The sequence below is a fragment of the Flavobacterium psychroterrae genome, assembly GCF_018380615.1.
In the GTDB taxonomy this organism is placed as follows: Bacteria; Bacteroidota; Bacteroidia; order Flavobacteriales; family Flavobacteriaceae; genus Flavobacterium; species Flavobacterium psychroterrae.
The window spans coordinates 75260-100824 of record NZ_JAGYVZ010000009.1 but is presented as its reverse complement, the minus strand read 5'-3'; the positions used below and the strand labels follow the sequence as shown (position 1 = coordinate 100824).

22 protein-coding genes and 1 riboswitch are annotated in these 25565 nt (G+C 34.0%); of the genes, 13 read left to right on the top strand and 9 right to left on the bottom strand.

Annotated features, from left to right (window positions below; translation table 11 throughout):
* Positions 1-89: 89 nt before the first annotated feature.
* The gene (locus KHA90_RS11155) at positions 90-338 is read left to right on the top strand and encodes a hypothetical protein (RefSeq protein WP_213299327.1); all 249 of its coding nucleotides are present in this window, start codon (positions 90-92) and stop codon (positions 336-338) included.
* Positions 339-506: 168 nt separating this feature from the next.
* Here KHA90_RS11155 and KHA90_RS11150 read toward each other — a convergent pair whose 3' ends face one another.
* Complete coding sequence (locus KHA90_RS11150) at positions 507-1277, bottom strand: SDR family oxidoreductase (protein WP_213299325.1); 771 nt, start codon at positions 1275-1277, stop codon at positions 507-509.
* Positions 1278-1309: 32 nt separating this feature from the next.
* Positions 1310-2065 carry an SDR family NAD(P)-dependent oxidoreductase gene (locus tag KHA90_RS11145; protein ID WP_213299322.1) on the bottom strand — a complete coding sequence of 252 codons (756 nt, stop codon included), beginning with the start codon at positions 2063-2065 and terminating at the stop codon, positions 1310-1312.
* A gap of 103 nt (positions 2066-2168) precedes the next feature.
* Here KHA90_RS11145 and KHA90_RS11140 point away from each other — a divergent pair, with 103 nt between their 5' ends.
* The gene (locus KHA90_RS11140) at positions 2169-2522 is read left to right on the top strand and encodes a winged helix-turn-helix transcriptional regulator (protein ID WP_213299319.1); all 354 of its coding nucleotides are present in this window, start codon (positions 2169-2171) and stop codon (positions 2520-2522) included.
* Between the two features lie 81 nt (positions 2523-2603).
* Here the strand turns inward: KHA90_RS11140 and map are convergent, their stop codons facing one another.
* The 3 genes from map to KHA90_RS11125 form a co-directional block, all read right to left on the bottom strand.
* Positions 2604-3368: a type I methionyl aminopeptidase gene (gene map, locus KHA90_RS11135; protein WP_213299316.1), complete on the bottom strand. Its 765-nt coding sequence runs from the start codon at positions 3366-3368 to the stop codon at positions 2604-2606.
* A gap of 168 nt (positions 3369-3536) precedes the next feature.
* Complete coding sequence (locus KHA90_RS11130) at positions 3537-3899, bottom strand: nuclear transport factor 2 family protein (RefSeq protein WP_213299313.1); 363 nt, start codon at positions 3897-3899, stop codon at positions 3537-3539.
* 245 nt (positions 3900-4144) lie between these two features.
* Positions 4145-5122, bottom strand: coding sequence for an alpha/beta fold hydrolase (locus KHA90_RS11125; protein WP_213299310.1), 978 nt, complete (start codon positions 5120-5122; stop codon positions 4145-4147).
* 89 nt (positions 5123-5211) lie between these two features.
* On the opposite strand from KHA90_RS11125, the gene KHA90_RS11120 reads away from it, so the two are divergent.
* Positions 5212-6075, top strand: coding sequence for a LysR family transcriptional regulator (locus KHA90_RS11120; RefSeq protein ID WP_213299307.1), 864 nt, complete (start codon positions 5212-5214; stop codon positions 6073-6075).
* 132 nt (positions 6076-6207) lie between these two features.
* Positions 6208-6807, top strand: a complete 600-nt coding sequence (locus KHA90_RS11115) for a murein L,D-transpeptidase catalytic domain-containing protein (RefSeq protein WP_213299305.1) — start codon at positions 6208-6210, stop codon at positions 6805-6807.
* 491 nt (positions 6808-7298) lie between these two features.
* Here KHA90_RS11115 and KHA90_RS11110 read toward each other — a convergent pair whose 3' ends face one another.
* From KHA90_RS11110 to KHA90_RS11100, 3 genes are all read right to left on the bottom strand, one after another.
* On the bottom strand, positions 7299-8840 hold the full coding sequence (locus tag KHA90_RS11110) for a hypothetical protein (RefSeq protein WP_213299302.1): 1542 nt from the start codon (positions 8838-8840) through the stop codon (positions 7299-7301).
* A gap of 442 nt (positions 8841-9282) precedes the next feature.
* On the bottom strand, positions 9283-10020 hold the full coding sequence (locus KHA90_RS11105) for a hypothetical protein (protein WP_213299299.1): 738 nt from the start codon (positions 10018-10020) through the stop codon (positions 9283-9285).
* A 417-nt stretch (positions 10021-10437) separates the two neighbouring features.
* Positions 10438-10815 (bottom strand): hypothetical protein, encoded by a 378-nt coding sequence (locus KHA90_RS11100; protein WP_213299296.1) that lies wholly within the window; start codon positions 10813-10815, stop codon positions 10438-10440.
* A gap of 281 nt (positions 10816-11096) precedes the next feature.
* On the opposite strand from KHA90_RS11100, the gene KHA90_RS11095 reads away from it, so the two are divergent.
* Positions 11097-12125: a rod shape-determining protein gene (locus KHA90_RS11095; protein ID WP_213299294.1), complete on the top strand. Its 1029-nt coding sequence runs from the start codon at positions 11097-11099 to the stop codon at positions 12123-12125.
* Positions 12126-12184: 59 nt separating this feature from the next.
* Here KHA90_RS11095 and KHA90_RS11090 read toward each other — a convergent pair whose 3' ends face one another.
* Positions 12185-13105: a phytanoyl-CoA dioxygenase family protein gene (locus KHA90_RS11090; protein WP_213299291.1), complete on the bottom strand. Its 921-nt coding sequence runs from the start codon at positions 13103-13105 to the stop codon at positions 12185-12187.
* 463 nt (positions 13106-13568) lie between these two features.
* A riboswitch (cobalamin riboswitch) is annotated at positions 13569-13774 on the top strand.
* Positions 13775-13889: 115 nt separating this feature from the next.
* Here KHA90_RS11090 and KHA90_RS11085 point away from each other — a divergent pair.
* The 8 genes from KHA90_RS11085 to KHA90_RS11050 all read left to right on the top strand — a co-directional run bounded on the left by KHA90_RS11085 (position 13890) and on the right by KHA90_RS11050 (position 24859).
* Positions 13890-15935, top strand: coding sequence for a TonB-dependent receptor (locus tag KHA90_RS11085; protein WP_213299288.1), 2046 nt, complete (start codon positions 13890-13892; stop codon positions 15933-15935).
* Positions 15932-17077, top strand: a complete 1146-nt coding sequence (locus KHA90_RS11080; RefSeq protein WP_213299285.1) for a YncE family protein — start codon at positions 15932-15934, stop codon at positions 17075-17077. Before KHA90_RS11085 ends, KHA90_RS11080 begins: the two co-directional genes overlap by 4 nt.
* A 70-nt stretch (positions 17078-17147) precedes the next feature.
* The gene (locus tag KHA90_RS11075) at positions 17148-18362 is read left to right on the top strand and encodes a cell surface protein (protein ID WP_213299282.1); all 1215 of its coding nucleotides are present in this window, start codon (positions 17148-17150) and stop codon (positions 18360-18362) included.
* A 68-nt stretch (positions 18363-18430) separates the two neighbouring features.
* The gene (locus KHA90_RS11070) at positions 18431-20713 is read left to right on the top strand and encodes a T9SS type A sorting domain-containing protein (protein WP_213299279.1); all 2283 of its coding nucleotides are present in this window, start codon (positions 18431-18433) and stop codon (positions 20711-20713) included.
* Positions 20714-21099: 386 nt separating this feature from the next.
* On the top strand, positions 21100-21669 hold the full coding sequence (locus tag KHA90_RS11065; protein ID WP_244860300.1) for a Crp/Fnr family transcriptional regulator: 570 nt from the start codon (positions 21100-21102) through the stop codon (positions 21667-21669).
* 128 nt (positions 21670-21797) lie between these two features.
* Positions 21798-22592, top strand: a complete 795-nt coding sequence (locus KHA90_RS11060; RefSeq protein WP_213299277.1) for a type 1 glutamine amidotransferase domain-containing protein — start codon at positions 21798-21800, stop codon at positions 22590-22592.
* Between the two features lie 424 nt (positions 22593-23016).
* Positions 23017-23325 carry a putative quinol monooxygenase gene (locus KHA90_RS11055; RefSeq protein WP_213299274.1) on the top strand — a complete coding sequence of 103 codons (309 nt, stop codon included), beginning with the start codon at positions 23017-23019 and terminating at the stop codon, positions 23323-23325.
* A gap of 139 nt (positions 23326-23464) precedes the next feature.
* On the top strand, positions 23465-24859 hold the full coding sequence (locus KHA90_RS11050) for an aldehyde dehydrogenase family protein (protein ID WP_213299271.1): 1395 nt from the start codon (positions 23465-23467) through the stop codon (positions 24857-24859).
* Positions 24860-25565: the final 706 nt, after the last annotated feature.

Genomic DNA, 25565 nt, shown 5'->3' with positions numbered 1-25565 from the left:
TAAGTTGAAAGAATTACTTGTATATGCAACAAATTAATATTTATATTTGATAACAGATATTCTCTATTATAATTTAAAATTTATCTAAAATGGAAAAAGCTATAAAACTAAAAGTTCGGAAGGAGCTGAGTGGTCAGGAACAGCAAAATATAATTAAATTAAAAGGTAGTTTAATTTCTAAAGGATATACAGAGATAATACATATTCTGGACCAGGATGATGATTTTCATATTAATTCTTTTGAAACCACACCAGAATCAAAAAACGAGGTTCAGGAATTTATTAAGGCATTTATCACTAGAGAAAACCTCACAGATACCATAACGCTTTTTAAGTAGCTTATTTTTCCCCCACTAAATATTTGCAACTTTTGTGCATCGAATTCGCCATAAATCACAAAATACAAAACCTCCAAAATCAAATGACTTTGGAGGTTTTTTATTTTAATAAATAATGAAAATCATGATATTGAAATTCTGATTTGATTATTTACTTTAAACTTAAATTTATTTCATCAAACTGATATTTGTCAAACCTCCGTCAGAAAGAATTTCAGTACCAACTATAAACGACGATTCATCTGATGCTAAAAATACCGCTGCGTTCCCAATATCAGACGGAAGTCCTTGTCTGCCAACAGGCGTGATATCAACCCACATTTGTTTCACCTGTTCCAAATGTTCCTCTGGTACTAGTTTCCCAAATACCGGCGTATCAATTGATCCTGGCGAAAGTGTATTTACACGTATTTTTCTTGGCAGTAAATCCAGCGACAATCCTTTTGCCAATGATATCACAGCTGCTTTTGCTGCTCCGTAAATAGCCATTCCGGGCGCGGCACGATGCGCAGCGCTCGACCCGATAAGTATGATTGATGCACCGTCATTTAAATACGGAAGCGCTTTTTGAACGGTAAAATAGACACTTTTTAAATTCAGATCCATATACCCGTCATAATTAGCTTCGTCAACATTATCTATTGTTCCCAATGGAACGCCATCTACAACACCGCCGGCATTCACCACCAATACATCAATATTACCAAATTTATCAGCGGTTTGTTTGAAGATATTTTCTAAATCACTGTTATTTGTAACATCACCTTTAATACTGATGAAGTTTGTTCCTAAAGCTTCGACAGCACTATTTAGTGTAGTTTCATTTCGTCCTGTAATAGTTCCGGACGCTCCTTCGTTTTTGAATGCTTCTGCAATTCCAAATCCTATTCCGCTATTACCGCCAGTAATTACGGCTACTTTATTTTTTAATCTGCTCATTTTTTTGTTATTTTTAAATTTATCCAATAAAATTATACGCCGTAAATTCCACCTGAAACCGAAATTTTTTCTCCGGTAATCCAACCCGCATCATCAGACGCAAGAAATACGGCAACTTTTGCAATATCATCCGGCTGACCTGTACGCCCAAGCGGAGTAGTGGCAATTAATTTGGTTTCAAAATCGCTTCCTATAAAACCTGCAGTATGAGAACCTTCGGTTTCTACAACACCAGGTAAAATTGAATTGATGCGGATATTTTTTCCGCTGAATTCCTTAGATAAAGCAATGGTAATCGCGTCTAAAGCTGCTTTGGTTGCAGAATATACAGATCCTGTAGGAAGCGGACTTTTACTTGCTTCAGAACTGATGTTGATAATGTTTCCGCCGTTTTCACCAAATGATTTTAAAGATGCCTGAATAGCAAGAAGTGATCCCAAAACATTCGTATTGAATTGATTATGAAATGATGCTATTGTTAATTCTTCAATTGCCTGATATTGATAAATTCCTGCATTGTTTACCAAAATATCTAATGTGCCAAATGCCTTTTTTGTTTCTTCAAAAAGTCTTGTCACATCTAATTCGTTTGAAACATCTGCCTGAACCGCAATTGCTGTTCCTCCGTTATCAGTTATGGATTTTACTACTTTATCAGCATCTTCTTTACTTGATGCATAATTTACAACCACTTTTGCACCTTCTAATCCAAAATTTTTGGCAATTGCTGCTCCAATTCCTTTTGATGCTCCGGTAACTATTGCTACCTTATTTTTTAATCTGCTCATTTTATATATTTTTAAATTATGGTGCAAATCTATAACGGATTAATTTATTTTAGTAACTTTGTAACTAAAAGTAACAGTAACCTTGAGGTAACAAAGTAACATTATGGAGTGTAATACAATTGAAAAAGAGCAGCACAAAAAGGAGATGAGGGCGATTCAGGATTCTATGGATGTATTGAGCGGGAAATGGAAAATCTCGATTATTACCTCTGTTTGTTTGTATAATAAAAGAAGATTTTCGGACATTTTGAATGATGTTGTGGGAATTTCGAACAAAATGCTGAGCAAGGAATTAAAAGAACTGGAAATCAATAAATTAATCAAGCGAACGGTTCTTGATACCCAGCCTATAACAGTAAAATATGAGCTTACGGAACATGGTAAAACATTACAAACGATAATCAACAATCTGACAGCTTGGGGAATTGAACACCGTAAAAAAATTATCGAATCATAATTAGACATAAAAATAAAATCCCTCAAAATCATTGATTTTGAGGGATTTTGTATGTTTAAAAAACAGCTTTGTTGAGCTTGTTTAATTCCAGATTTCATTCATTGCTGTCAAAATAATGGGTTGACCATCTGTCACAACAATTGTATGTTCATGTTGCGCCATAAAACCGCCTTTGTTTCCTACCATTGTCCAGCCATCCTGCAAAGTTTCGGCAATTGTTGATGTCGTTGCAATAAATGTTTCAATCGCTACTACAGAATTTTTCTTAAAACGTGTCAGATTGAATTTATCTCTGTAATTGGCAATTTCGTGCGGTGCTTCGTGAAGACTTCTTCCAATGCCGTGTCCGGTTAAGTTTTTAATGACTTTGTAACCTCTTTTTTTAGCTTCGGTTTCCATTAAAAATCCAATGTCAGAAATTCTGACACCGCCCTTTATTTTGTAAATCGCTTTTTGTAAAATTTCTTTTGAAGCCTGTACGAGTTTTTGATGTTGGTTTACATCTGTACCAATAACAAATGAACCGCCATTATCTGAAAAAAATCCATCAAGTTCTGCCGAAACATCAATATTGATTAAATCACCTTCATTAAGGATTCTTTTATCAGATGGGATTCCGTGGCAAAATTCATTATTTACGCTAATACACGTCCATCCCGGAAAACCATACGTTACATATGGAGCTGATTTTGCGCCTAAGTCATTCAGGATTTGTCCGCCGTAATCGTCTAATTGTTTTGTTGTCATACCCGCCTGGGCATAATTTCTCATTTCTTTTAAAGTAAAGGCAACAGCTTCGCTCGCCTTTTTCATTCCTGTTAATTCCGACTCTGTTGTTATTGACATGTCTTCTTTTTTTAATTAAAGTTGTATGTTTTTTAGCCTGACCGCTAAATAACTTCCCACAGCCTGTTGCCGGAATTTAGCAACGAAGAAGTATTAGAGTGACAAAACAAAGTTATTAAAAAGAATCTTCAAGGCAATTTTATAGCATGTTTAATTTAAAACTTACCATTAATTGCTCTCAACCAGTTCAATATCCATAGTTTTTATCAATCCGTCCTGAAAAGTGTAAATATGTTTTACCAGTCCGTCAAACACCAAACCGCCTTGCAAATCCTTTACATTTTGAGCTACTTTAACTTCCAGACTTCCGTTTTCCCTTTCATCAAAACCCACCGGTTCTACTTTTGGGTTAATCTCACTCCATTGTCTTGTCCAGTATTCCTTAATCTCATTATGTCCGCTAATGTAACCGCCTTCCCATGCTTTCGACCATTGTACATCCGGTTGCATTGTTGAAAGTGCATTGTCAATATTTCTTTCGTTAAAAGCAGTGTAAGCTTTTTTGATTACGTCTTCGAATTGTTTTGCCATTGTTGTGGTTTTTAGATTAGTTTCTAATTGATAGATTAACCCGTTGAGTGTAACTAATAAAAGTCCAATTAAACACATAGTCCAGATAGCTATCGGGACTATGTGTTAAAAATAATTACACCCAACGGGTTGCTAGATTATTTAAAGGTATTATATATCGCTAAACGAATATAGTAAATATTTTTACTGCAAAAAAAATAGCGGCACTATTGGCCGCTATTAAAAGTTATCAAAATTAATTCTACTTATTTAGGCAGTTTAGAAAGGAATGCCAAAATATCAGCACCAATTTCATTACAATGCGTTTCAAGGGCAAAATGTCCTGTTTTATAAAATTTTACAGTAGCATTGGGATTATCACGTTTGTAAGCTTCGGCACCTGCAGGAAGAAAATAAGGATCCTGATTTCCCCAAACCGCCAGCGTCATAGGTTTTTTATCTCTAAAATAAGCTTGAAATTTAGGATATAAAGCAACATTTGTTCTGTAATCTTTTAAAAGATCAAGCTGGATTTCTATATTTCCCGGACGATCCAGAAAATATTGGTCTAATGTATAAGTTTCCGGCGCAATTAGTGAAGGATCAGAAGCGCCTTGATGATATTGAAACCAGGTAGATTCTTTCGATACAAAATCTTTGAGTGAATCCCTGTTAGCTTGTGAGGGATCTTTCCAGTATTTCTGGATTGGGTTCCAGCCAGTACTTAGACCTTCTTCATACGCGTTTCCGTTTTGAGATATTATTCCCGTAATTTTTTCAGGATTTGCAAGTGCCAGTCGGTAACCGGTTGGTGCACCATAATCAAAAACATAAAGAGCAAATCGTTTAAGACCAAGCTGATCGATAAATCCCTGCATCGTGTTGGCTAAATTATCAAAAGTATATTCAAACTTAAGATGATCCGGTGCATCTGAGAAACCAAAACCCGGAAGATCCGGCGCAATAACATGGTATTTTTTACTCAAAACAGGAATAAGATTTCTATACATATGAGATGAAGTAGGATAGCCGTGCAATAACAATAGTACAGGCGCATTTTTAGGTCCTGCTTCACGATAGAATATTTTGAGACCGTTGACTTGCAAATTGTTATAATGCGTTGCCTGAATTTCAGATTTGTCATTTTTATCTGTTGAAGCACTTTTTACCTGCGCATTTACAGCTGTTGAAGGCAGTGCTGCGATGCTAAGTACGATCGCTGCTGATTTAATTATATTTTTCATAGTATCAATTGTTTAATACAAATTTACTCTCTATATTTGATAATTGAAAACGATATATTATGATGTGATTAATCACTAATTGTGATACTATGAATAGTAATGATCTTAAAATATTTGAAGCTGCCGCTGAACTCGGAAGTTTTACAAAAGCCGCCGAAGCAACTTTTACTGTTCAATCGAATGTTACGGCACGCATAAAAAGTCTTGAAGAGGAATTTGGCGCCGAACTTTTCAGAAGGGTTTCCCGTAAAGTAGTTCTTACCGAAGCTGGAGAAACACTGTTGCAATATGCCAAGAAAATAAGCCATTTAATGGATGATGCAAAAAGCGATATCCAGAATGTAGATAAAGTAGGAGGAACGATTAAAATAGGTTGTATTGAAACTACAATGGCGTTAAAAGTACCTGAAATTATAAAAAGTTTTGGAGAACTTTATCCGGCGGTTGAACTGGAGTTTTTTTCTGCCGTATTGCCAACTTTGATTCGGGATGTACTTGATTATAAACTGGATGCGGCTTTTGTGGCGGCACCAATTAATATTCCGGGACTTGAACAGCTTATTGTGCGTGATGAACAATTGGTGATAGTTACAGCGGGTAATGTAACAAGACTAACAGAAATATTAAAACAAGATCCCTTAAAAATTGTAGTGTTTGGACAAGGATGTTTTTTTAGGGCAAGACTTGAAACCTGGCTGGGATCAAAAGGAATATTGCGTTACAAAAGTACAATACTCAATTCTATAGAAGGAATTATAAATTTTGTTGAAGCAGGATTAGGTATTAGTATACTTCCTGAAGAAGTCGTGAACCTTTATTATAGCAGTCGAAACATCAAAACTTTTCCAGTAAGTAAGGAACTTGCTACTATGACGACATTATTAATTTATAGAAATGATGAGCTTCCATCTAAAGCTTTAAAGGCATTTTTAGAAGAATATACAAAAAAATAAAAAATTATTTAAATTTTAACATACTGGAAGTGTGAATTTTATAAAAATAAAGTATAATTTTGCAACATCAAAAATCACATTTTGGATTTCAAAGAATTAATCATTAATTGTTTTACTTTATATCATTTGCGTATGAAAATAGTTTTTATGGTTTTGTTTGTTTGCCTGAGTTCTTTTACCACATATAATGCTACTAATAAATATGATGCATTATCAGAACTTGAGATTGTGCGCCTTACTGATCACGTTAACGAGATCAAATCAATGATAAACAGTGATCATAAATACAACACAAAAATTGCTTTTTTAGTTGATATGAAAATCAAATCAGGTAAAAACCGCTTTTTTGTTTATGACCTTCAAAACAATACTATACTGGATCAGGGATTAGTTGCTCATGGCAGCGGTTCAGAAACGAGTGTAAGAGGTGATCTTAAATTCAGCAATGAGCCAAATTCTAATTGTACTTCATTAGGCAGATATTCTGTAGAGAAATCATATAAAGGTATTTTCGGAAAAGCTTTTCGATTAACTGGTTTGGATGAAACGAATAACAATGCTTTAAAAAGAGCGATTGTTTTACATCAGTATTCAGCTGTTCCTTATGATGAGCAGGATTACTACATCTCAAACAGTCACGGTTGCCCAATGGTAAACGAAGTATTTTTTAAAAGACTTGAAAAAGTAATTGAGAGTTCAAACTCAAAAATTATGATGTACGTTTATTATTAAGAGAGTAAATTTCTACATATTACATAAAAAAAAAGAGCTATAGCTCTTTTTTTTTATATAATTAAATATCCAAAAGTGTAGTCCCTACGGGACAATTTTACTACTGATTTATTTTTTTCTACCAATATATAATCTCTACGAGATATCTACAATGTTTTATAATCCCTTATTCCTTTAAGACTTGTATGTTAGTAGAAAACACAAAAAAAAGTGAAACCAAGAATCGAAATTGTGCAGTTAGGTACTAAATATTGGTAGCCAATATAGATTAGAAAATATGTTAGCGTGCCGTAGGTAGCAACAAAATGATAACTATTGCGCACCTACGGCAAGCTAGATTTATTCCGATTCCCTATTAACTACCAATATTTAGTGCCTACAGGCACAAATTGTAGACTTTCAAATCTTGATAGGTATGATATTAAACTCTTAGTATATATGTTTAAAACGTTAGTGTTTAATTATTTAAACACTAACGTTCAATATAATTTCTAATTATCAGAGAAAGATCCTATTTGTTGTAAATGTCTTTCGGTTTGGTATTTATTGAAGTTGTCCCATTTTGGCGGAGCACTTGTTTTTTGTCCGTACATCGCATCCAAACAAACATTATTGTCTTTGTACTTATCATGTAAAACAGCCAGAATTTTAAAGAAGAATTCATCTAAAAGTACAATAGCTTCAAATTCTGATTTTAAAGTCTCATAATTACTGTCTGATTGATTTAGTAATTGCAATAAATCTAAAACTTCTTTCTTTTCAGCTTCATCAATTTCAGTTGAATAACCCATTTTTAAAGTTTTAAAAACCAGATTATTCCACGCTTTACTGTCATGTGCCCATTGAACATCAGGAAGATTTAAAGAATGCTCACAAATTAAGATGATAGAAAAAAGTACATCATTTAAGTATTCAGCCGGAAACTCATCAAAGCTTCTGAATTCAAAACCGCTTTGGTACATTTTTTCCTGATTAAAATCAAGACCAACTTCAGAGAGCATTTCATATTCCATGTCAGCTTCAATCTGATCGCGCCACCAAACATTTTCCTCTTTTTCAAATTTTAGTAATTTTCTAAAATCGTCAACATTATAGGTTAAAATTTTACCTTTTGGCATTGCTTTATTATAAGTTCCTACGCCTATGTAACGAGACATTGCGTTTCTCATAGAACCTAAAGTAAATTTTTTGTCTAAGCTGTATTTGTCACTTATCACGCCCATAATGTCCGGACTTCCAAGTGTTGCTATAAAAAACGGCTCAAACCATTGTAATAAATAAATGGCGTTTGCGTGTGTTTTTTCAAAATCGTTATAATCAACAATTCTGCTATCTTCGGTTAAAGATGGTAAAGTAATATGAAAATGATACGTTCCGTTATTAAACAAAACCAGGTTTTCCTGATTGGTCATGAACATATTCAGTCCGTTATTGTAATCCGGAAAACTCAATTTACCGTTTAGAACAGATGATTCATTGATTTTATCCAGAAACAATTTTTTTGTAGCTTTTAATTCTTTGCAGGATTCTGCGATTGTTCTGTTTTCAAAATATTTCGTCACAAATTCAATAGAATCTCCATCAAAATGTACAGATCCCATTGTTTTATTTCGTTGGGTAATCATACTTTGAATATTGTAAGGCTGATCTTCAAGGAAAATTTCCATGATAGATTTTCCTAAATAATCAGGATTTTCAAGTGGTTGTGCGACTACCTCACCATTTTCGGTATCGATTAATGGTTTTATAGGCGATAATGTTTTGTGCTGGTAATTGATATCCAGTTTTTCAAGGGAATGACTATTCATCATTCGGCTTACTTTATAGTTGTCATTTAAACCAAAAGCTTTTTGCAAAATAGGAGCTAAGCTTTCCGGTTTATAGCATTTTCTATAATCAATACTGTATTTTTCAAAACCAATTTTTTCTTGTATAAACTCACCAGTAACTATTAGGGATTCTTCAAATTGCATGTAGGTTTCGTTTTCTAATCCTATACCCCAATAATATTTTTTTGTCTGATTGTCTTTCATTTATACTAACTTTCTTTTTTTATGGTGATTAAACTTTTAATGGTACTATTTTTATTTGGAAATACAATTTTAATCTGTTGCAATTCAGAGCCAAAAAAGCTTTTAACGGATTAAACATAATTTGTTGCATCCATTAAAAAAGTTTTGCTTTACTTTTAAAATTGTATGAAATTCTATTCTGGTCTCAGAAATTTTGCACTTATACCGACAAAAAGATAGCTGAAAAAGTAAAATTTTATAATAAGGTTATAAAATTGCTATTTGGCATTAATCACTTTTATATCAATAATTTAAGCTGATGAATAGCTGTTGTGTACACTTTTGCTATTCTTGTTTTTTCCAAGTTGCAAAAGTAGTTTTTTATTATGTCATTTACAAGTAGTTAACACGCTGAAAATCAATATTTTTTTTAGGTGTTCAAACTATTATGCACTTTTTTTATTTATTCATGGTAATAAAAGACGTGAGACGAATATAATTCATCATTCCACCAGTCTTTTCTAACTTCTGCAAAGTAATTATAATTCACCTTTCCGGCTTGTGATTGCAGCGGATATACTACAATACCATTTTCACGATATGCTGTATGCAAATCACTTTCAGGAACCACAGGCACAATATGTCCTGAAAGTCCTTTTTCTTTTCTTTTGGCACAAATTATTCCAACACCGCCATTAGCGTTTACTTTGTTTTGAATTTCTTCAACAGTATGCATTCTTTTCCAGCCAAAACTGGCGCCCCATTGTAAAAACCAATCGTGAATAGCGCTGGAATAAATGCGATCAACAGTTTCTTCAAAAACAGCTTCGACTTCCTCTCCGTTTAATATTTTTTCAAGAGATTCATCCGTCCACCAAACTGTTGGGAGATATACTTTAGAAAAATAACAGTAATCATAAGAATACACATTGCAATAGGTATCTTCAACCGTTCTTTGATATCTTAAATTATTTTCAACGTCCAGTTTATCGATTATTCTGGCAATAGTTTCTTTTTTTGTGGCAAGATTGGTCAAATCTCTGAACGGAATTGTAGAATCCCCGATAGGTTTTTCTTTCATTTCCATCGAATTTAAGCTTGATTCAGGATCAGGCAATAAATCAGCTTTTGTTATCTTATTATTCGGTATTGGATTATCACTTAAAGGTAATGATGCCACTGATACGGTATAATTTTCCATCTTGACTACTTATAATTAATTGGCTTAACGATGCAGAAATTATCTTGTTTTACATCGTAATTTTGTCAACCAGAAAGTAAATATAGGGATTTATACTTTTCTAATACTTCTTAAAAAAGACAAATTTTAGAAACCTTTACGTTGAAATTAGTTCATTAATTACTTTTAAAAGTCTTTTTTCTGCTTCAATTGGGTCAGATTTGCTAAAGAATTTCAAGAGAAAACAATAGTAATTCTTTGATAATTATGATTTTAAATCTGATACAAATAATTCACGTTTTTTTGCCACGAATCGCACGAATTATCACGAATTTAAAATGGATTGTTAGAAAAATAAAAATCCAACTTCACTATTTAAATTCGTGAAATTGGATTTTTATATTTAGCATTATTTCGTGCTAATTCGTGGCGAACTTTTTACTTTTCTTCACGATTATTTTCCCGATCCTCATTGCCGTAAAGCTTCTCTTTGTTAATGCTTTGCTCTTGTTTAGAACTTTGGTCAGATTTGACATTTGTACTGTTTGCAGCATCGCCTTGCGGATGTTTTAGATCTTCGATAAATTCTTCCTGATATTGATAAGGATCTTCTTCTCTTGCATAATTATCATTATCTACAGGAGTTTCCTGATCGATATAATCGGGATCGCTTTCTCCAAATTCCAGTGGATCTTCTTTACTAACTTCTTTTTTAAAAAATTCCTCGTTTTGAATATTAGTTCCGTCAACGGTAGTATTTTGATCGATAAAATCCGGATCTGTATGACCGTATTCATTTTGATTTTGCTTTTCCATAATATTATTTTTTTAGAATATTTAAATTCTGGTTTCTAATTAACTTTATTATTTAAAAGTTGTGTTTTTACAAATTTAGCCGGATTGTTAATGTGATTTATTACAGAAAAATAAATTATAGTTGCATAATTAATAGCTATTTAAGTTTAAAATGACTAAATTTTGTTCCGCAAATACCAAGTTTGATTTCAAACGCTCTTTTTATTTTGAATTAGAATTTTAGTCTTTGTAGAGAATAAAACAGCAACAAAAGCGTTCGTTATTTAAACAAAAACTATATTATGGGCTTATTTGATTTTATGATAGTGGAGATAGCTATGGATTTAGGAACAGCGAATACTTTGATAATTTATGATGGAAAAATAGTAGTCGACAGTCCTTCTATCGTAGCAAGAGATATTAGAAACGGAAAAATTATTGCAGTTGGCAAAGAAGCCAGTTTAATGCAAGGTAAAACACATGAGAATATTAAAACAATCCGACCGCTGAAAGATGGTGTTATTGCCGATTTTGATGCTTCGGAAAAAATGATCAGCTGGTTTATAAGAAACATACCCCAAATCAAGAAAAGCTTTTTTACGCCCGCACTTAGAATGGTGGTTTGCATACCAAGCGGAATTACTGAGGTTGAAATGCGAGCCGTTAAGGAATCCTGCGAACGTGTAAATGGTAAGGAAGTATTTTTAATTCATGAACCAATGGCAGCAGCAATTGGGATTGGTTTAGATGTAATGTTACCAAAAGGAAATATCATAGTAGATATTGGTGGGGGAACTACAGAAATTGCGGTTATTGCGCTTGGCGGAATCATTTGCGACAAATCGATAAAAATTGCCGGTGATGTTTTTACCAATGATATACTATATTATATGCGAACTCAGCATAATTTATATATAGGAGATGCTTCTGCAGAAATGATAAAAATTGAAGTTGGCGCTGCATTGGAAGAACTTGAACAAGCTCCGGACGATATGATGGTTCGCGGAAGGGATTTACTGACCGGAAAACCAAAAGAAGTCAAAGTTACGTACAGAGAAATTGCAAGAGCATTAGACAAATCAATATTAAGGATCGAAGATGCGATTATGGTAACGCTTTCATTAACACCGCCGGAACTCGCCGCAGATATTTATAATACAGGTTTGTATCTTGCAGGAGGAGGAGCAATGCTTCGCGGACTTGATAAACGAATTTCCCAAAAAACAGATTTACCGGTTTATATTGCCGAAGATCCCTTAAGAGCCGTAGTTCGAGGAACCGGAATTGTATTAAAAAATATTGCTAAGTATAAAACTGTATTGGTGAAGTAAGTTTAAAAAAATATTCAACACATAGTCCAGATAGCTATCGGGACTATGTGTTAAAGTAATTATATCCATTCGTCTAAAGTAGTATAATCATCAGGTAAATAGGTAAGATATTGAACGATTCTGGGACTTTCGCCTTTATTAGGCGATGCGCAATGCGGTAATCGATTATCCCAAATGATAAAATCGCCCGCATTACCAAGAATAGCAATTGGCTTTAAGGTTTCAATCGCTTTATCTCTGAGGTTTTCATTTGGTTCAATTTGATCCAGCCAATTATTTATTTTATTATGAAATCCGGCAACACAATGAAAAGCACCATCATCAATGCCACAATCCGTAAGATATAATAATCCCTGAAATCCAAATGTAATAGGCTGTTTCAAACTAATATCCCAATGCAGCGGACTTCCCAAGAAAGTAAATCGTTCATTTTCAGGTGGATTAAAACTTACTTTGTCAATCGTTTTGTATATTTTGGCTGAATTATAAAGTTGTTCATATGCTTTTTTTATCCTGGGTGAAAACCTGTTTCTATTTAGTGTTTCATGATCCGAAAAATTAAGCATTAAACCCTTTTGGTTTTCGTGTCGGTTATACCAGGTTTCCTTTTTGTTGGGATCCATTTTGAGGAAATCCCAAATGGCTTGTTGCGTATCTTGACAATCTTTTTTTGAAATTGCATTTTTTACAATCACATAACCGTTCTCCTTCCAAAACTGAAGATCTTCATCTGATAAAACATCAATTATTAAATGTTCTTCGTCATTAGTTTTTATATTCTGTTTGTCGTTGATCCAGATTTTAAAAGATTCAAAGTCCGGTTTCTCAAAATATAAAAACTGCAAAGTATCTTCCATACTAATTCCTAAACGATACAAAGTTTTGATTTCATTGTCCCAGGTTTGAGTATTATCTCCATCAGAAATACTGGTGGGATTCAAAGTACGTTTCCATAAATTTTCAAGAATATTCCAGGGCATAAGTTTTGGCAATTAATGGTTAGTATATTATTTTTAAACATAGAAACATAGATTTTAGGACTTTAAAAGGCCATTTTACTTGTTTAAACACACAAACAAACTATGAGAAGAAATATATTTCCTGACGCTATCTCTTTGGCATATGTAAAATCTATGTTTCTATGTGTTCAATTTATTTGACTTCTATTTATCCTCGCGCAAAGACGCAAAGACGCAAAGAAAAACCTTTGCAACTTTGCCTCTTTGAGCCTTTCTCCAACTATTTTTCTATGTGTTAAAATATATTGTCCAGCTCATTCAAAAATAGCACATTTAAAATTCTCATTTAAAAGTATAAATACCTGATTTAAGAATTCTGCTAAATGTTTACATTTTTCATCTCATTAATTATATTATTAACAAATTTTTTCTCTTTTCAAGTTTAAATCTTATTTATCTGTTTACAATTAAGTTTTTATAAAGTACATTTGCACCAGATTTTGGTCCGTTTTTTTATAATTTTAAGAAAATCGGTTAAAAGGGAATCAGGTGCAAATCCTGAACAGACCCGCTACTGTAAGTTCTATATAAGTCTTTAAACGTTACTAATGCCATTGTTCGCCACGGCGGATGAGAAGGTTGTTTAAAGATGGAACAAGTCAGGAGACCTGCCACAATCACATAGTTTAAGACTTTCGTGGAATAAAGTTGAACAACAAGAATTGACCTGTTATTTGTATAACGGGATTCTCTCTTATTGCTTTTTGATTAGTACATCCGCGAAATTTATTTAATTAAATCAGTGATGTATAATAAAAAATTACTCTTATTTATTCTATTGTTTTCTGCTCCGTTTTTACTTCATTCGCAAGTATCAAACGATAGTTTACGCGTTTTAAAAGAAGTAATTCTAAAAGGAAAACCGTATCAGGAAGTTATTCCCGTACAAAGTTTATCAGGCAAATTACTTGAAAATTTAGCCAGTCATAACGTTGCCGATGCTTTAAGGTATTTTGCAGGAACTCAAATAAAAGATTACGGCGGACTTGGCGGACTTAAAACTGTCGATGTTCGTAATATGGGAACGCATCACGTAGGTGTTTTTTATGATGGCGTTCAGTTAGGAAATGCACAAAACGGAGTGACGGATTTAGGGAAATATTCCTTAGATGATATGGAATCCCTGACGATGTATAATGGACAAAAAAGCGAAATATTCCAGTCGGCTAAAGATTATGCGGCGGCTTCTACCATTTATTTAAGAACTAAGCGACCGGTTTTTATTGGAGGAAAAAAGACAAATTTATTAGTTCGGTATAAAACAATGTCTATTAATTATATCGATCCTTCGTTTAGATGGGAACAAAAACTGAGCGATAAAGTAAGTCTGAGTGTAAGTTCTGAATACATAAAATCGAATGGAGAATACAAATACAGGTATAAAAGAAACAATCTTGATGGAACTGTTGCCTACGATACAACCGCAACAAGACATAATAGTGATATTGAAGCCCTGAGATTTGAATCCGGTCTTTACGGAAAAATAAATAACGGTTCCTGGGATGCTAAAGTCTATTATTATGATTCAGAAAGAGGAGCGCCGGGAGCAATTGTAGAAAATAAATTTTCTGATGGTTTCAGGCAATATGACAAAAACTTTTTCACACAGGGAACTTTAATCAAGGATTTTACCGAAAAATATAAATTTCAGGCAAAAGCAAAATATGCTTATGATTATACTCATTATGTTGCCAGAGACACCACGAATGTTTTAGGAGAAATAGTAACCGAAGGAGCACAATCTGATGATAGTTATTTTCAGCAGGAATATTATGTTTCGGCAGTAAATATGTACAGTATATCATCAACCTGGGATGTTTCGTTATCTACAGACTTTCAATACAACAAATTAAATGCCACGAGAAAAGGAATTCAGACTTTATTCTCTTTTCCACAGCGTTATACGGCATTATTTGCACTTGCAAGTTCGTACAGACTTGGCGCGTTTAAAGCTTTAGGAAGTGTTGTAGGAACTCATGTTCAGGAGGAAGTACGATACAATGCAAAGGCGCCGGATAAAACCGAATTTACTCCTGCATTATTTCTCGGATATACTCCGTTTAAAGATTACGATTTTAATATCAGAGCATTCGCCAAACGTATTTTCAGAATGCCCACTTTTAATGATTTGTATTATACAATGGTGGGATCCAGTACGCTGCGACCGGAATATATGAATCAGTATGATGTTGGTTTTACCTATAATCTTCTTATAGAAAAAGGAATTCTGGATAAATTATCTTTTCAGGTGGATGGTTATTATACCAATACCAAAGATAAAATTGTAGCTGCTCCAACCGGAAATTTATTCAGATGGATGATGACGAATATTGGGCAGGTAAAAGGGCAGGGAATAGAATCTGTCGTGAATCTTGGAATGCACATTGGCACAGTAAACCTAAGCACAAATCTAACGTATACGTATTCACAAAACAGAGATTACACCAAATTTGCAGGTTTGGAATTATCATCTTACGGAGATCAGATTCCTTACACACCGTGGCATAGCGGATCAGGAATTTTAAACGCCGATTATAAAACCTGGAATTTTAATTACAGCTTTATATATGTGGGAAAACGTTATAACGGAAATGTCAACAATATAAAAGTAAATGAAGTTCAGCCGTGGTACACGCACGATTTAGCGGTACAAAAATCATTTGCGTTTCAGCATTACAAAATGAAAGGTGCAATAGAATTAAACAATGCTTTCAACCAGCAATACGAGGTAATTTATAATTATCCCATGCCGGGTCGAACATTAAAATTCATAATAAGTATTGAGCTATGAAAAAGATCACCACAAAATTAATCCTCAGTCTATTTATAGCCGTTGCTTTCTTTTCCTGTCGGGAAGATGAAACCATTTTTCCGTCATCAGATCAAAGCGTTGCTGCGCCCAGAAGCGACGGTAAAATAGAAGGTTTTTATCTTTTAAACGAAGGGAATATGGGAATGAACAGAGCCAGTATTGATATATTCAATTACAGGACAGGAAATTATACAACAGATATTTATTCTGAACGAAATCCCGCCGTTGTAAAAGAATTAGGAGATGTAGGCAATGATATAAAAATTTACGGCAACAAGGTGTATGCGGTAATTAATTGTTCTAACAAAGTTGAAGTAATAGACAAATGGTCGGCGAAACGCATCAAAAAAATAGACATTCCCAATTGTAGGTATGTCACTTTTTATAAAGACAAAGCCTATGTAAGTTCCTATTCTGGTCCTGTTGCCATAAACCCTAATGCAGAGATTGGTTTTGTTGCCGAAATCGATACGACATCTTTAGAAATAAAAAGGAAAGTTACAGTAGGATATCAGCCCGAACAAATGGTGGTTCATAACGGAAAATTATATGTAGCGAATTCAGGCGGTTACAGAGTGCCTAATTATGACAGAACGGTATCTGTAATAGATCTTGAAACCTTTACTGAAACAAAAAAAATAGACGTTGGCATTAATCTTTCCGGAATGGAAATAGACTCTCGCGGCGATATTTATGTGAGTTCGAGAGGAGATTATTACACTGTACCTTCTAATCTTTTTGTGATAGATTCCCAGACAGAAGAAAAAAAAATGCAGCTTGATATTCCAGTTTCGGGAATGTGTCTTGTTGATGATTTACTGTATTTCTACAGTGTTTCGTGGAGTTATTTAACGAACAGCAATAAAGTTACTTACGGAATATTAGATACTAAAACCAAAAAAATTATCAGCGATAAACTCATTACAGACGGCACAGATAAGCAAATCATGATTCCGTACGGACTTCAGGTAAATCCCGAAACCAAAGAAATTTATATAACCGATGCACAAAATTATGTGGTAACCGGATATATCTATTGTTTTACGCCCGAAGGAAAATTAAAATGGAAAACAACCGCGGGAAATATTCCAGCACATATTGCCTTTATAACTAAAAAATAATATCAAAAAACCATGGAAAGAAAACTTTACACATTTACAATTACCAGCAATTAATTTAAAATTTATGAATATGGAAAAAAACACTTTTAAAATTTTAAAAACAGCATTGGTCTTCATTTTTATACTGGGATTTATTTCCTGCGGAACTGATAAGGAAGAAGAGTTGGGTATTGAAGAACCGCCAACAGTAATATTGAAAGATTCTTATACAATTGAGCGTTTTAAAGTGCTGAATATTATCACGAATCTTCCGGCTACTTCACAATTGACCTGGAGTATTAATGATTCGGTAATTTCACAAAATGCACAATTAGATTTTATTACTCCCTATTTAAAAAATTATCCTTTGACTTTAAAGGTAGAAAGCAACGGAGTGGTAAAAACATACACCTCATTAATTAATGTAACAAAAGAAGCCGGAACGTATAGTAAATACATCTCAAATGTATTCGATTTTCGTCCGGGCGTAGGTCAGTTTACAAACGGAATTCCGGAATTTTTGCCCGGAAATACAGAAGCCAATCTTATCAGCGCAGCAAAAAAAGCGATTGTTGGCGGGAATACAAGCATGATTTCGTTAGGAGGTTTTGGCGGTTATGTGGTATTTGGTTTTGATCACACCATCCCCAATATGGCGGGAAGGGATTTCAAAATTTTAGGAAATGCATTTTGGGGAAGTGAAGCCAGTGAAGCCCGTTCAGGATCTTGTGAAGCCGGAATTATTCTTGTGGCTTTCGACAAAAATAAAAACGGAAAACCCGATGATGATGAATGGTATGAAATTGCAGGAAGTGAATATTTTAAAAATACTACAATCAAGAATTACAGCGTAACTTATTTTAAACCGGATCTTAATAAATCAGCTGTAACGGGAGAGGAATTCTGGCAAATTGATTCGGAATATATTAAGTGGGAAGACAATCAGGGAAAATCAGGATTTAAATCAAAAAATGCATTTCACGACCAGAGTTATTATCCATCATGGATTGCTGAAGCATCGTACACTCTGAAAGGAACTAGGATAAAAGATAATTTTTACGATCAAAGCGGCACCGGAAATTATTGGGTTGGTGCGTCTTTTGAATTTGGCTATGCCGATAATGCACCAAATAATGACGAAGCATCCAATATTGATATCGCATGGGCAGTAGATAAAAACGGAAACTATGTAAAACTTCCCGGAATAGATTTCATCAAAGTATACACGGCAATCAATCAGGAAGCGGGCTGGCTGGGGGAAGTTTCAACAGAAGTTGCCGGAGCTTATGATTTATATATTAAATAAAATATTTTTTTAACAATTTACAATAACAATTAACCCTTTTAAACCATAAAAATTAAAATTTATCAAACATGAAGAAAAATTACTTTTTAATAATAATGTTGTTTTTTGCGTTCCTGACGAATGCGCAAGTAACAGTTCAGGGCATATATCGAGATGATATTAAGCAATCAACCACCCAAAAACAACTTAAAAAAAGTGCTGCAAATGCTGCAAGTTTTAATGATATTCAATATTGGGTGGGTACAGGTGCTAATCAGGCAGCTTTTGTATTACAATGGAATGATGGTAAAAGTGCTGATGCCTTAATGTGGGGTTTTAGATGGGACGGAACTGCAACTGGCGAAGATATGATGAAAGCAATCCTCAAAGCTGATCCCAGATTTTTCTCTCTGCTTTATCAGGGAACACAATTTGGATCTGCGATAGGAGGGTTTGGCTATGATTTAAATGGAGCAAATACTAACGGACTTTATAAAAGCGGAAACGTAACATATCCTTATTATCCTGTAAATGGGATCGTGAATACTACCTCTTATGATTTTGATGAATATACAGCGATAGATCCTGCAGATCACTGGCAATCAGGATGGACAGTTAACGGATATTGGTCATATTGGGTAAAAGACCCTACTGATCCAGCTTTTGGCTATTCTGGTGTTGGAGCAAGTACTCGTGCTTTAGTGAATGGTTCCTGGGATGTTTGGAATTATAACCCGGCATTTGAGCAAATTGACATTGCATCAACATTTACTCCGGTTCCGGCTTATGTTGCTACAACAAGATTTACAAACGGATATTTTGTAGTAAACGAAGAATGGTTTGGGCACACAAACGGATCTGTGAATTTTATCAATAATTCCGGAAATGTAAATTATCGCGTTTATAGTGCTGCAAATAGCAATCAGGCTTTTGGAGCAACGACACAAAACGGAACAATCTACGGAGATAAATTTTACTTTATTTCAAAACAAGCTGCTGATGGAGGAGATAGTCAATATACTCCTGGTGGAAGATTGGTCGTAGCCAATGCACAAACCATGGAAAAAATTGCCGGATTTGATAATATCGGTGGAGGCGACGGACGTTCATTTTTAGGGATTGACGAAAATACAGGATATATTGGAGCATCAAACGGAATTTATTTATTTGATATTGCTAATATGAAAGTAGGAAGTATAATCGCAGAAACAGGCGGTGGAAGTCAATATTCCGGACAAATAGGGAACATGATTCGTACATCTCAATATGTATTTGCCGTAAAACAAACTAAAGGAATTTTAGTAATTGACCCAAAAACAAATACTGTAGTTAAAACGATCACAGGTTCATATGATTCAGTTGTTCAGGCAAAAGACGGAAGTATCTGGGCAATTCAAAACCAGAAATTATTCAATATCAATGCGACAACTTTTGCCGTGACAGAATATGCAATTCCTACTACAAAATATATAGGATCTTGGGGAGCCTGGAATGCAGGAAGCTTTACGTACAGCAACCAGCAAAATGCTTTGTTCTGGATAAATTCTATCAATAGTTTTAGTTCAGGTACTCAAATTGTGAGATTTGATGTGACTTCAAAAACATTCAATGAGAATTTTGCAGCAATTCCTGGACAAACAGGTACTTACAAGCAAATTCCGTATGGAGCAGCGTTGCGAATTGATCCGGTATCGGATAATTTGATTCTGAATACAACCGAAAGCGGCTATGGAGCGCATTATCAAAAAAACTGGATCCATACTTTTAATGGTACAGGAACCTTAACAAATACGAAAATTTTAGATGATTATTACTGGTTTCCTGCCGTAACGGTTTTTCCTGATAATGCCGCGCCGGTAGTCAATGCTACTTTGCCTTCGCAGGTTTCAGCTACAGGTACAACAGTAATTGATTTAAAAAACGTAGTTTCAGATACAGATAATTTATCGATTGCAATTTTGAAATCGGTAAAATCAAATAGTAATACAGGAGTTGTTTCGGCATTAATAAATGCAAATGACGAATTGGTTTTAACACCTCAGGCACTAGGAAACGCAACTGTTGTAGTAAGTTTTAATTCTAACGGAAAAGTAGTCGAAAAAGCTATCGAAGTCAATACATCAACTACTTTAGGAACAGGCGATTTCCAGAAATTAGAATTAGCAATTTACCCTAATCCGGTTTCTGATGTTCTGAATATTCGAACTCAGGATGAAGTTTTGAGCGTAAATGTTTATGATGTTTCAGGAAAAACCATCAACGCAAGAGTGGAGAATAACCAGATCAACGTAAGCAATTTCATAAACGGAATGTACATTATTAATGTTGTGACTGACAAGGCTAATTATGTTCAGAAATTTATTAAGAAATAATTAAAATGATAATTCAAAAAAATATTTTTAACACATAGTCCCGATAGTTCTCGGGACATAGATTATAGAGCTATAAAGGAGATTCTATTAGGAAATATATTTCTTAGCATAGCTTCTCTTTGTGTTTTGAAACAAAGTGAAACATCTTTTTTTATACAATACAAAATCTATATCTCTGTATTAAAATAAATTGCAGAAAAAGTTATTAATTCAAAAAATACTGATTTCTCAATATTTAAATTAACCCCTTTATCAATTTGGTAAAGGGGTTATTTATTTCCAAAATCCCTTCACTTTTTCTCTGCAAAATTCATTTCTTCCTAACAAACATTAGAACTTAAAAACAACAATAAATCTTTTATCTTTGATTCGGATAAAAAATAATTATGGAAAAGCTTAGAAAGCATATTGAAGAAATTATATCGGTTAGTGACGAAGAATTTGAATCAATCAAACCCTTTTTCACCATCGGAAAGGTATTAAAAAATCAATATCTAATTCAGCAAGGTGATGATGCAAAATACGAATACATTATTATGAGCGGTATTTTCAGGGTTTTTTATCTTGATGAAGACGGAAAAGAACACATCGTGCAATTTGCCACAGAAAATTGGTGGATGTCGGATTATATAGCCTACTTCAATCAAAAGCAGGCAAATATGAATGTGGTTTGTATGGAAGCAGGAGAAGTTTTGTGCCTGACACTTGACGGAAGGGAAAAACTCTCAGAAACCCTTCATAAAATGGAACACTTTTTTAGAGTAAAACTCACCAAAGGTTATTTAGCACTTCAGCAACGCGTTATTTCATTACTTTCGAATAATCCGCAGCAGCGATATAAAGAATTTGCAGATCTCTATCCCAATTTAATGCAAAAAATTCCCAAGAAATATATCGCAGAATATCTTGGCGTAAGCCGCGAAACCCTTAGCAGGCTTTATTCTAGCACAAAATAAGAACCCTATTTACTACTAAAGTGTGATCGAAATCACACTTTTTTTGTGACTTTCCTCCTCGTATTGAAGAGGAGAGCTGGCATAAATTTGCCCTATAAATAATTCATAACCACTTAAAATTTATAGCAATGAAAAAACTTATGATCGCCACATTGGCACTTGCCTTTTTTTCTTCTTATGGACAAAATAAAAAGGAAAACACAGTAGTAAAAGAAAAAACAACCCTTAAAAATGAAACTAAAATGAACAAGAGAATTTTAATTATCGTATCAAATGCCAATGCAATTGGACCAAACAACAGAAGAACAGGAACTTTTCTTCCAGAAGTAGCACATCCTTATGCCGAATTTGAAAAAGCAAATTACCAAATAGATTTTGCAAGTTTAACAGGAGATACACCATATTTAGATGCGCTTAACTTAGCAAATGATCCGGATAACCTTGCGTTTCTAACCGGAAAAGGATGGGAAGCCATGCAAAAAGCCGTTAAATTATCGAATGTTGAGGTAAGTAAATACGATGCCATTTTTGTACCAGGCGGATTAGCACCAATGGTGGATATGCCGGAAAATAAATTACTTAAAAAAGTGATTAAAGAAACGTACGAACGCAATGCAGTTGTAGGAGCAGTTTGTCACGGTCCGGTTTCCTTACTAAATGTAAAATTAAGCAACGGATCTTATTTAGTAAACGGTAAAAACATCACCTCGTTTACAGATGAAGAAGAAAGAGGTTACGCTATTGCAGATGTGCCGTTTTTACTTGAAAGTGCATTGACAAAACAAGGAGCAAAATTTCACGCAGCAGCAATTTGGTCAGATCACAGTATTGCAGACGGTAATTTAGTAACAGGACAAAACCCTGCTTCTGCAAAAGGTGTTGCCGAAAAAATGATTGTTATCTTAGAAGCTGCTAAAAAGTAATTTTTAAAAAGGTTCAAAGGGGCAAATGGGCAAAGGGGCAAAGTTACATAGGTTTTTTCTTTGCATCTTAGCGTCTTTGCGAGAGAATAAAAAAATAATAATATAATCTTAAACTAGTAGCGCATTTTTGTCTTCCGGATTTTTAAAAACTAATTTTTATTCGTTTCAATAAATTAAAATCCATTGCTACAATATAAATCATTCTTCTTGATTTTTTTTAAGAAGTTCCGTAGGAACAAAATATATTGTAGGGATGGATTTTAATCCATCATTCGCAATCAGAACCCAATCTTGACAAATAAAATCTGCTTAATCTGCAAAATCTGCGAGAAATAAAAACCAAATCCCGTATCAAAAAGATTTATTTTTAAATCGGAATAACAAAGATTGTGTTAAAATAATAAATCCCAATAAAAAAATCAAAATGAAAAATCAAAATCCAATACATGTTTTTGCAACATGGAAAGTAAAAGAAGGTCAGGCTGAAAACGTTTTAAATTTACTAAAAACGGTTCACGACGAAAGTATAAAAGAAGAAGGCAATTTGTTTTATAAAATTCATCAAGGTCATTCAGATTTAAATACAATAGTAGTATTTGAAGGATATACCAATGAAAAAGCGATAGAAGATCACAGAAATTCTGACTATTTTAAAGATATCGTTTTAGGAAAAATTGTTCCTTTATTAGACACCAGAGAAATTGTTTTGACAACGCCTGTTGATTTTTTCTAAAAAAGTAAATACTCAATATTGTGTTAACAGGATATTGTAGTCATTAATAATTTGCCTAAATTTAAAGGACAAATCATGAAAAAATGACTTCAATACAACTTTAATATCATGATTTTAAGCTGATAAAAAGAAAAGCATTATGGAAAAGACCACAAAAATAATATTCCCATTTGATCAAAGCGTAGTAAAAGAACTTCCGATGATTGATAAAAGTGATATTGAAAAAGTACTTCAAACCGCTCACAATTTATTTGAAGATCAAGCCAATTGGATTCCTGCTTACAAAAGAATTGAAATACTCGAAAAAGCAGCTTTTATAATGAACGATAAAAGCGAGGAACTTATTCATATCGCGATAAGCGAAGGCGGAAAACCCTATAAGGATTCAAAAGCAGAAATACTCAGAGCGATTAAAGGCGTAAAATTAGCAGCAGAACATATCTCGCAAATAAAAGGAGAACAAATCCCAATGGGACTTACCGAAGCTTCATTAAACAGGATTGCCTTTACTTCAAAAGAACCTATTGGAATTGTTGCTGCGGTTAGCGCGTTTAATCATCCGTTAAATTTAGCAGTTCATCAGGTGGTTACCGCAATTGCTGCCGGTTGTCCTGTAATCTTTAAACCTGCGAGTGCAACTCCTTTATCAGGTTTGGCTTTAGCCGATATTTTAAAAGAAGCCGGATTACCTTCCGGATGGTTACAGGTTGTGTTATGCGACAATGAAACTTCAGAATTACTGGTTACAGATCCACGAGTTCACTTTTTATCGTTCATTGGCTCAGCCAAAGTAGGATGGTACTTAAAAAGTAAATTAGCTCCCGGAACAAGATGCGCGTTAGAACATGGCGGAGCAGCACCGGTAATTGTAGAAAGTGACGCTGATTTTAGCGAAATGATTCCGGATCTTGTAAAAGGTGGTTTTTATCACGCAGGACAAGTTTGTGTTTCCGTACAGAAAGTGTATGTGAATCAGGAAATCTGCGATCGTTTTATTGAAAAATTATCTGAAGCAACAAAAAAATTAATCGTCGGTAATCCGTTTGATAAAACCACAGATGTAGGTTCGCTTATTTCTCCCAAAGAAGTCAATCGGGTCGAAGAATGGGTAAATGAAGCCGTTGCAGAAGGAGCAAAAATAATAACTGGCGGAAAAAGAATTTCGGATACTACGTTCCAGCCCACAATTTTGTTCAATCCATCAGAAGATTCTAAAGTTTCAACACATGAAATTTTTGGTCCCGTTGTATGTATTTATCCCTTTACAAATCGCAACGAAGCAATTAAAAAAGCAAATGCATTAGAAGTTCATTTTCAAGCAGCTGTTTTTACAAAAAACCTTGATATTGCCTTAGAAACAGCCAAAAAACTAAACGCAACCGCTGTTATGATTAATGATAATACAGCGTTTCGGGTAGATTGGATGCCCTTTGGCGGAAGAGACGCTTCAGGCTTAGGAATGGGCGGAATATCCTATACCATAAACGAAATGACCAGAGAAAAGTTAACTGTTTTTAAAAGTAAATCTTTATAAATTTAATTAAATAGCGAAAAAAAAAATTACCGCAAAGCACGCAAAAATTTTACCGCAAAGAGCGCAAAGTTTTTTTACAAAGCGTTATGAATATAAACACAAAGTTCACAAAGCTAGATCAACACAAAGCTTTGTGAACTTTGTGTTTTTCAACACCCTTTACTATAAAAAACTTTGCGTTCTCTGCGGTAAAAATCACCCAGTATATATAACATAAAGGACGCAAAAAAAATAACCACAAAGGACACAAAGATTTCGTCTCAAATTGCGGGTTAGTAAACACAAAGTTCACAAAGCTAGATCAATATAAAGCTTTGCGAACTTTGTGTTTTTCAACGCCCTCTACCATAAAAAACTTTGCGTTCTTTGCGTTAAAAATCACCTAGTATATATAACATGAAAGATGCAAAAAAATTAACCACAAAGGACCCAAAGATTTCGTCTCAAATTGCGGGTTAGTAAACACAAAGTTCACAAAGCTAGATCAACACAAAGCTTTGTGAACTTTGTGTTTTTCAACACGCTTTACTATAAAAAACTTTGCGTTCTCTGCGGTAAAAATCACCCAGTATATATAACATAAAGGACGCAAAAAAATTAACCACAAAGGACACAAAGATTTCGTCTCAAATTGCGGGTTAGTAAACACAAAGTTCACAAAGCCAGATCAACACAAAGCTTTGTGAACTTTGTGTTTTTCAACACT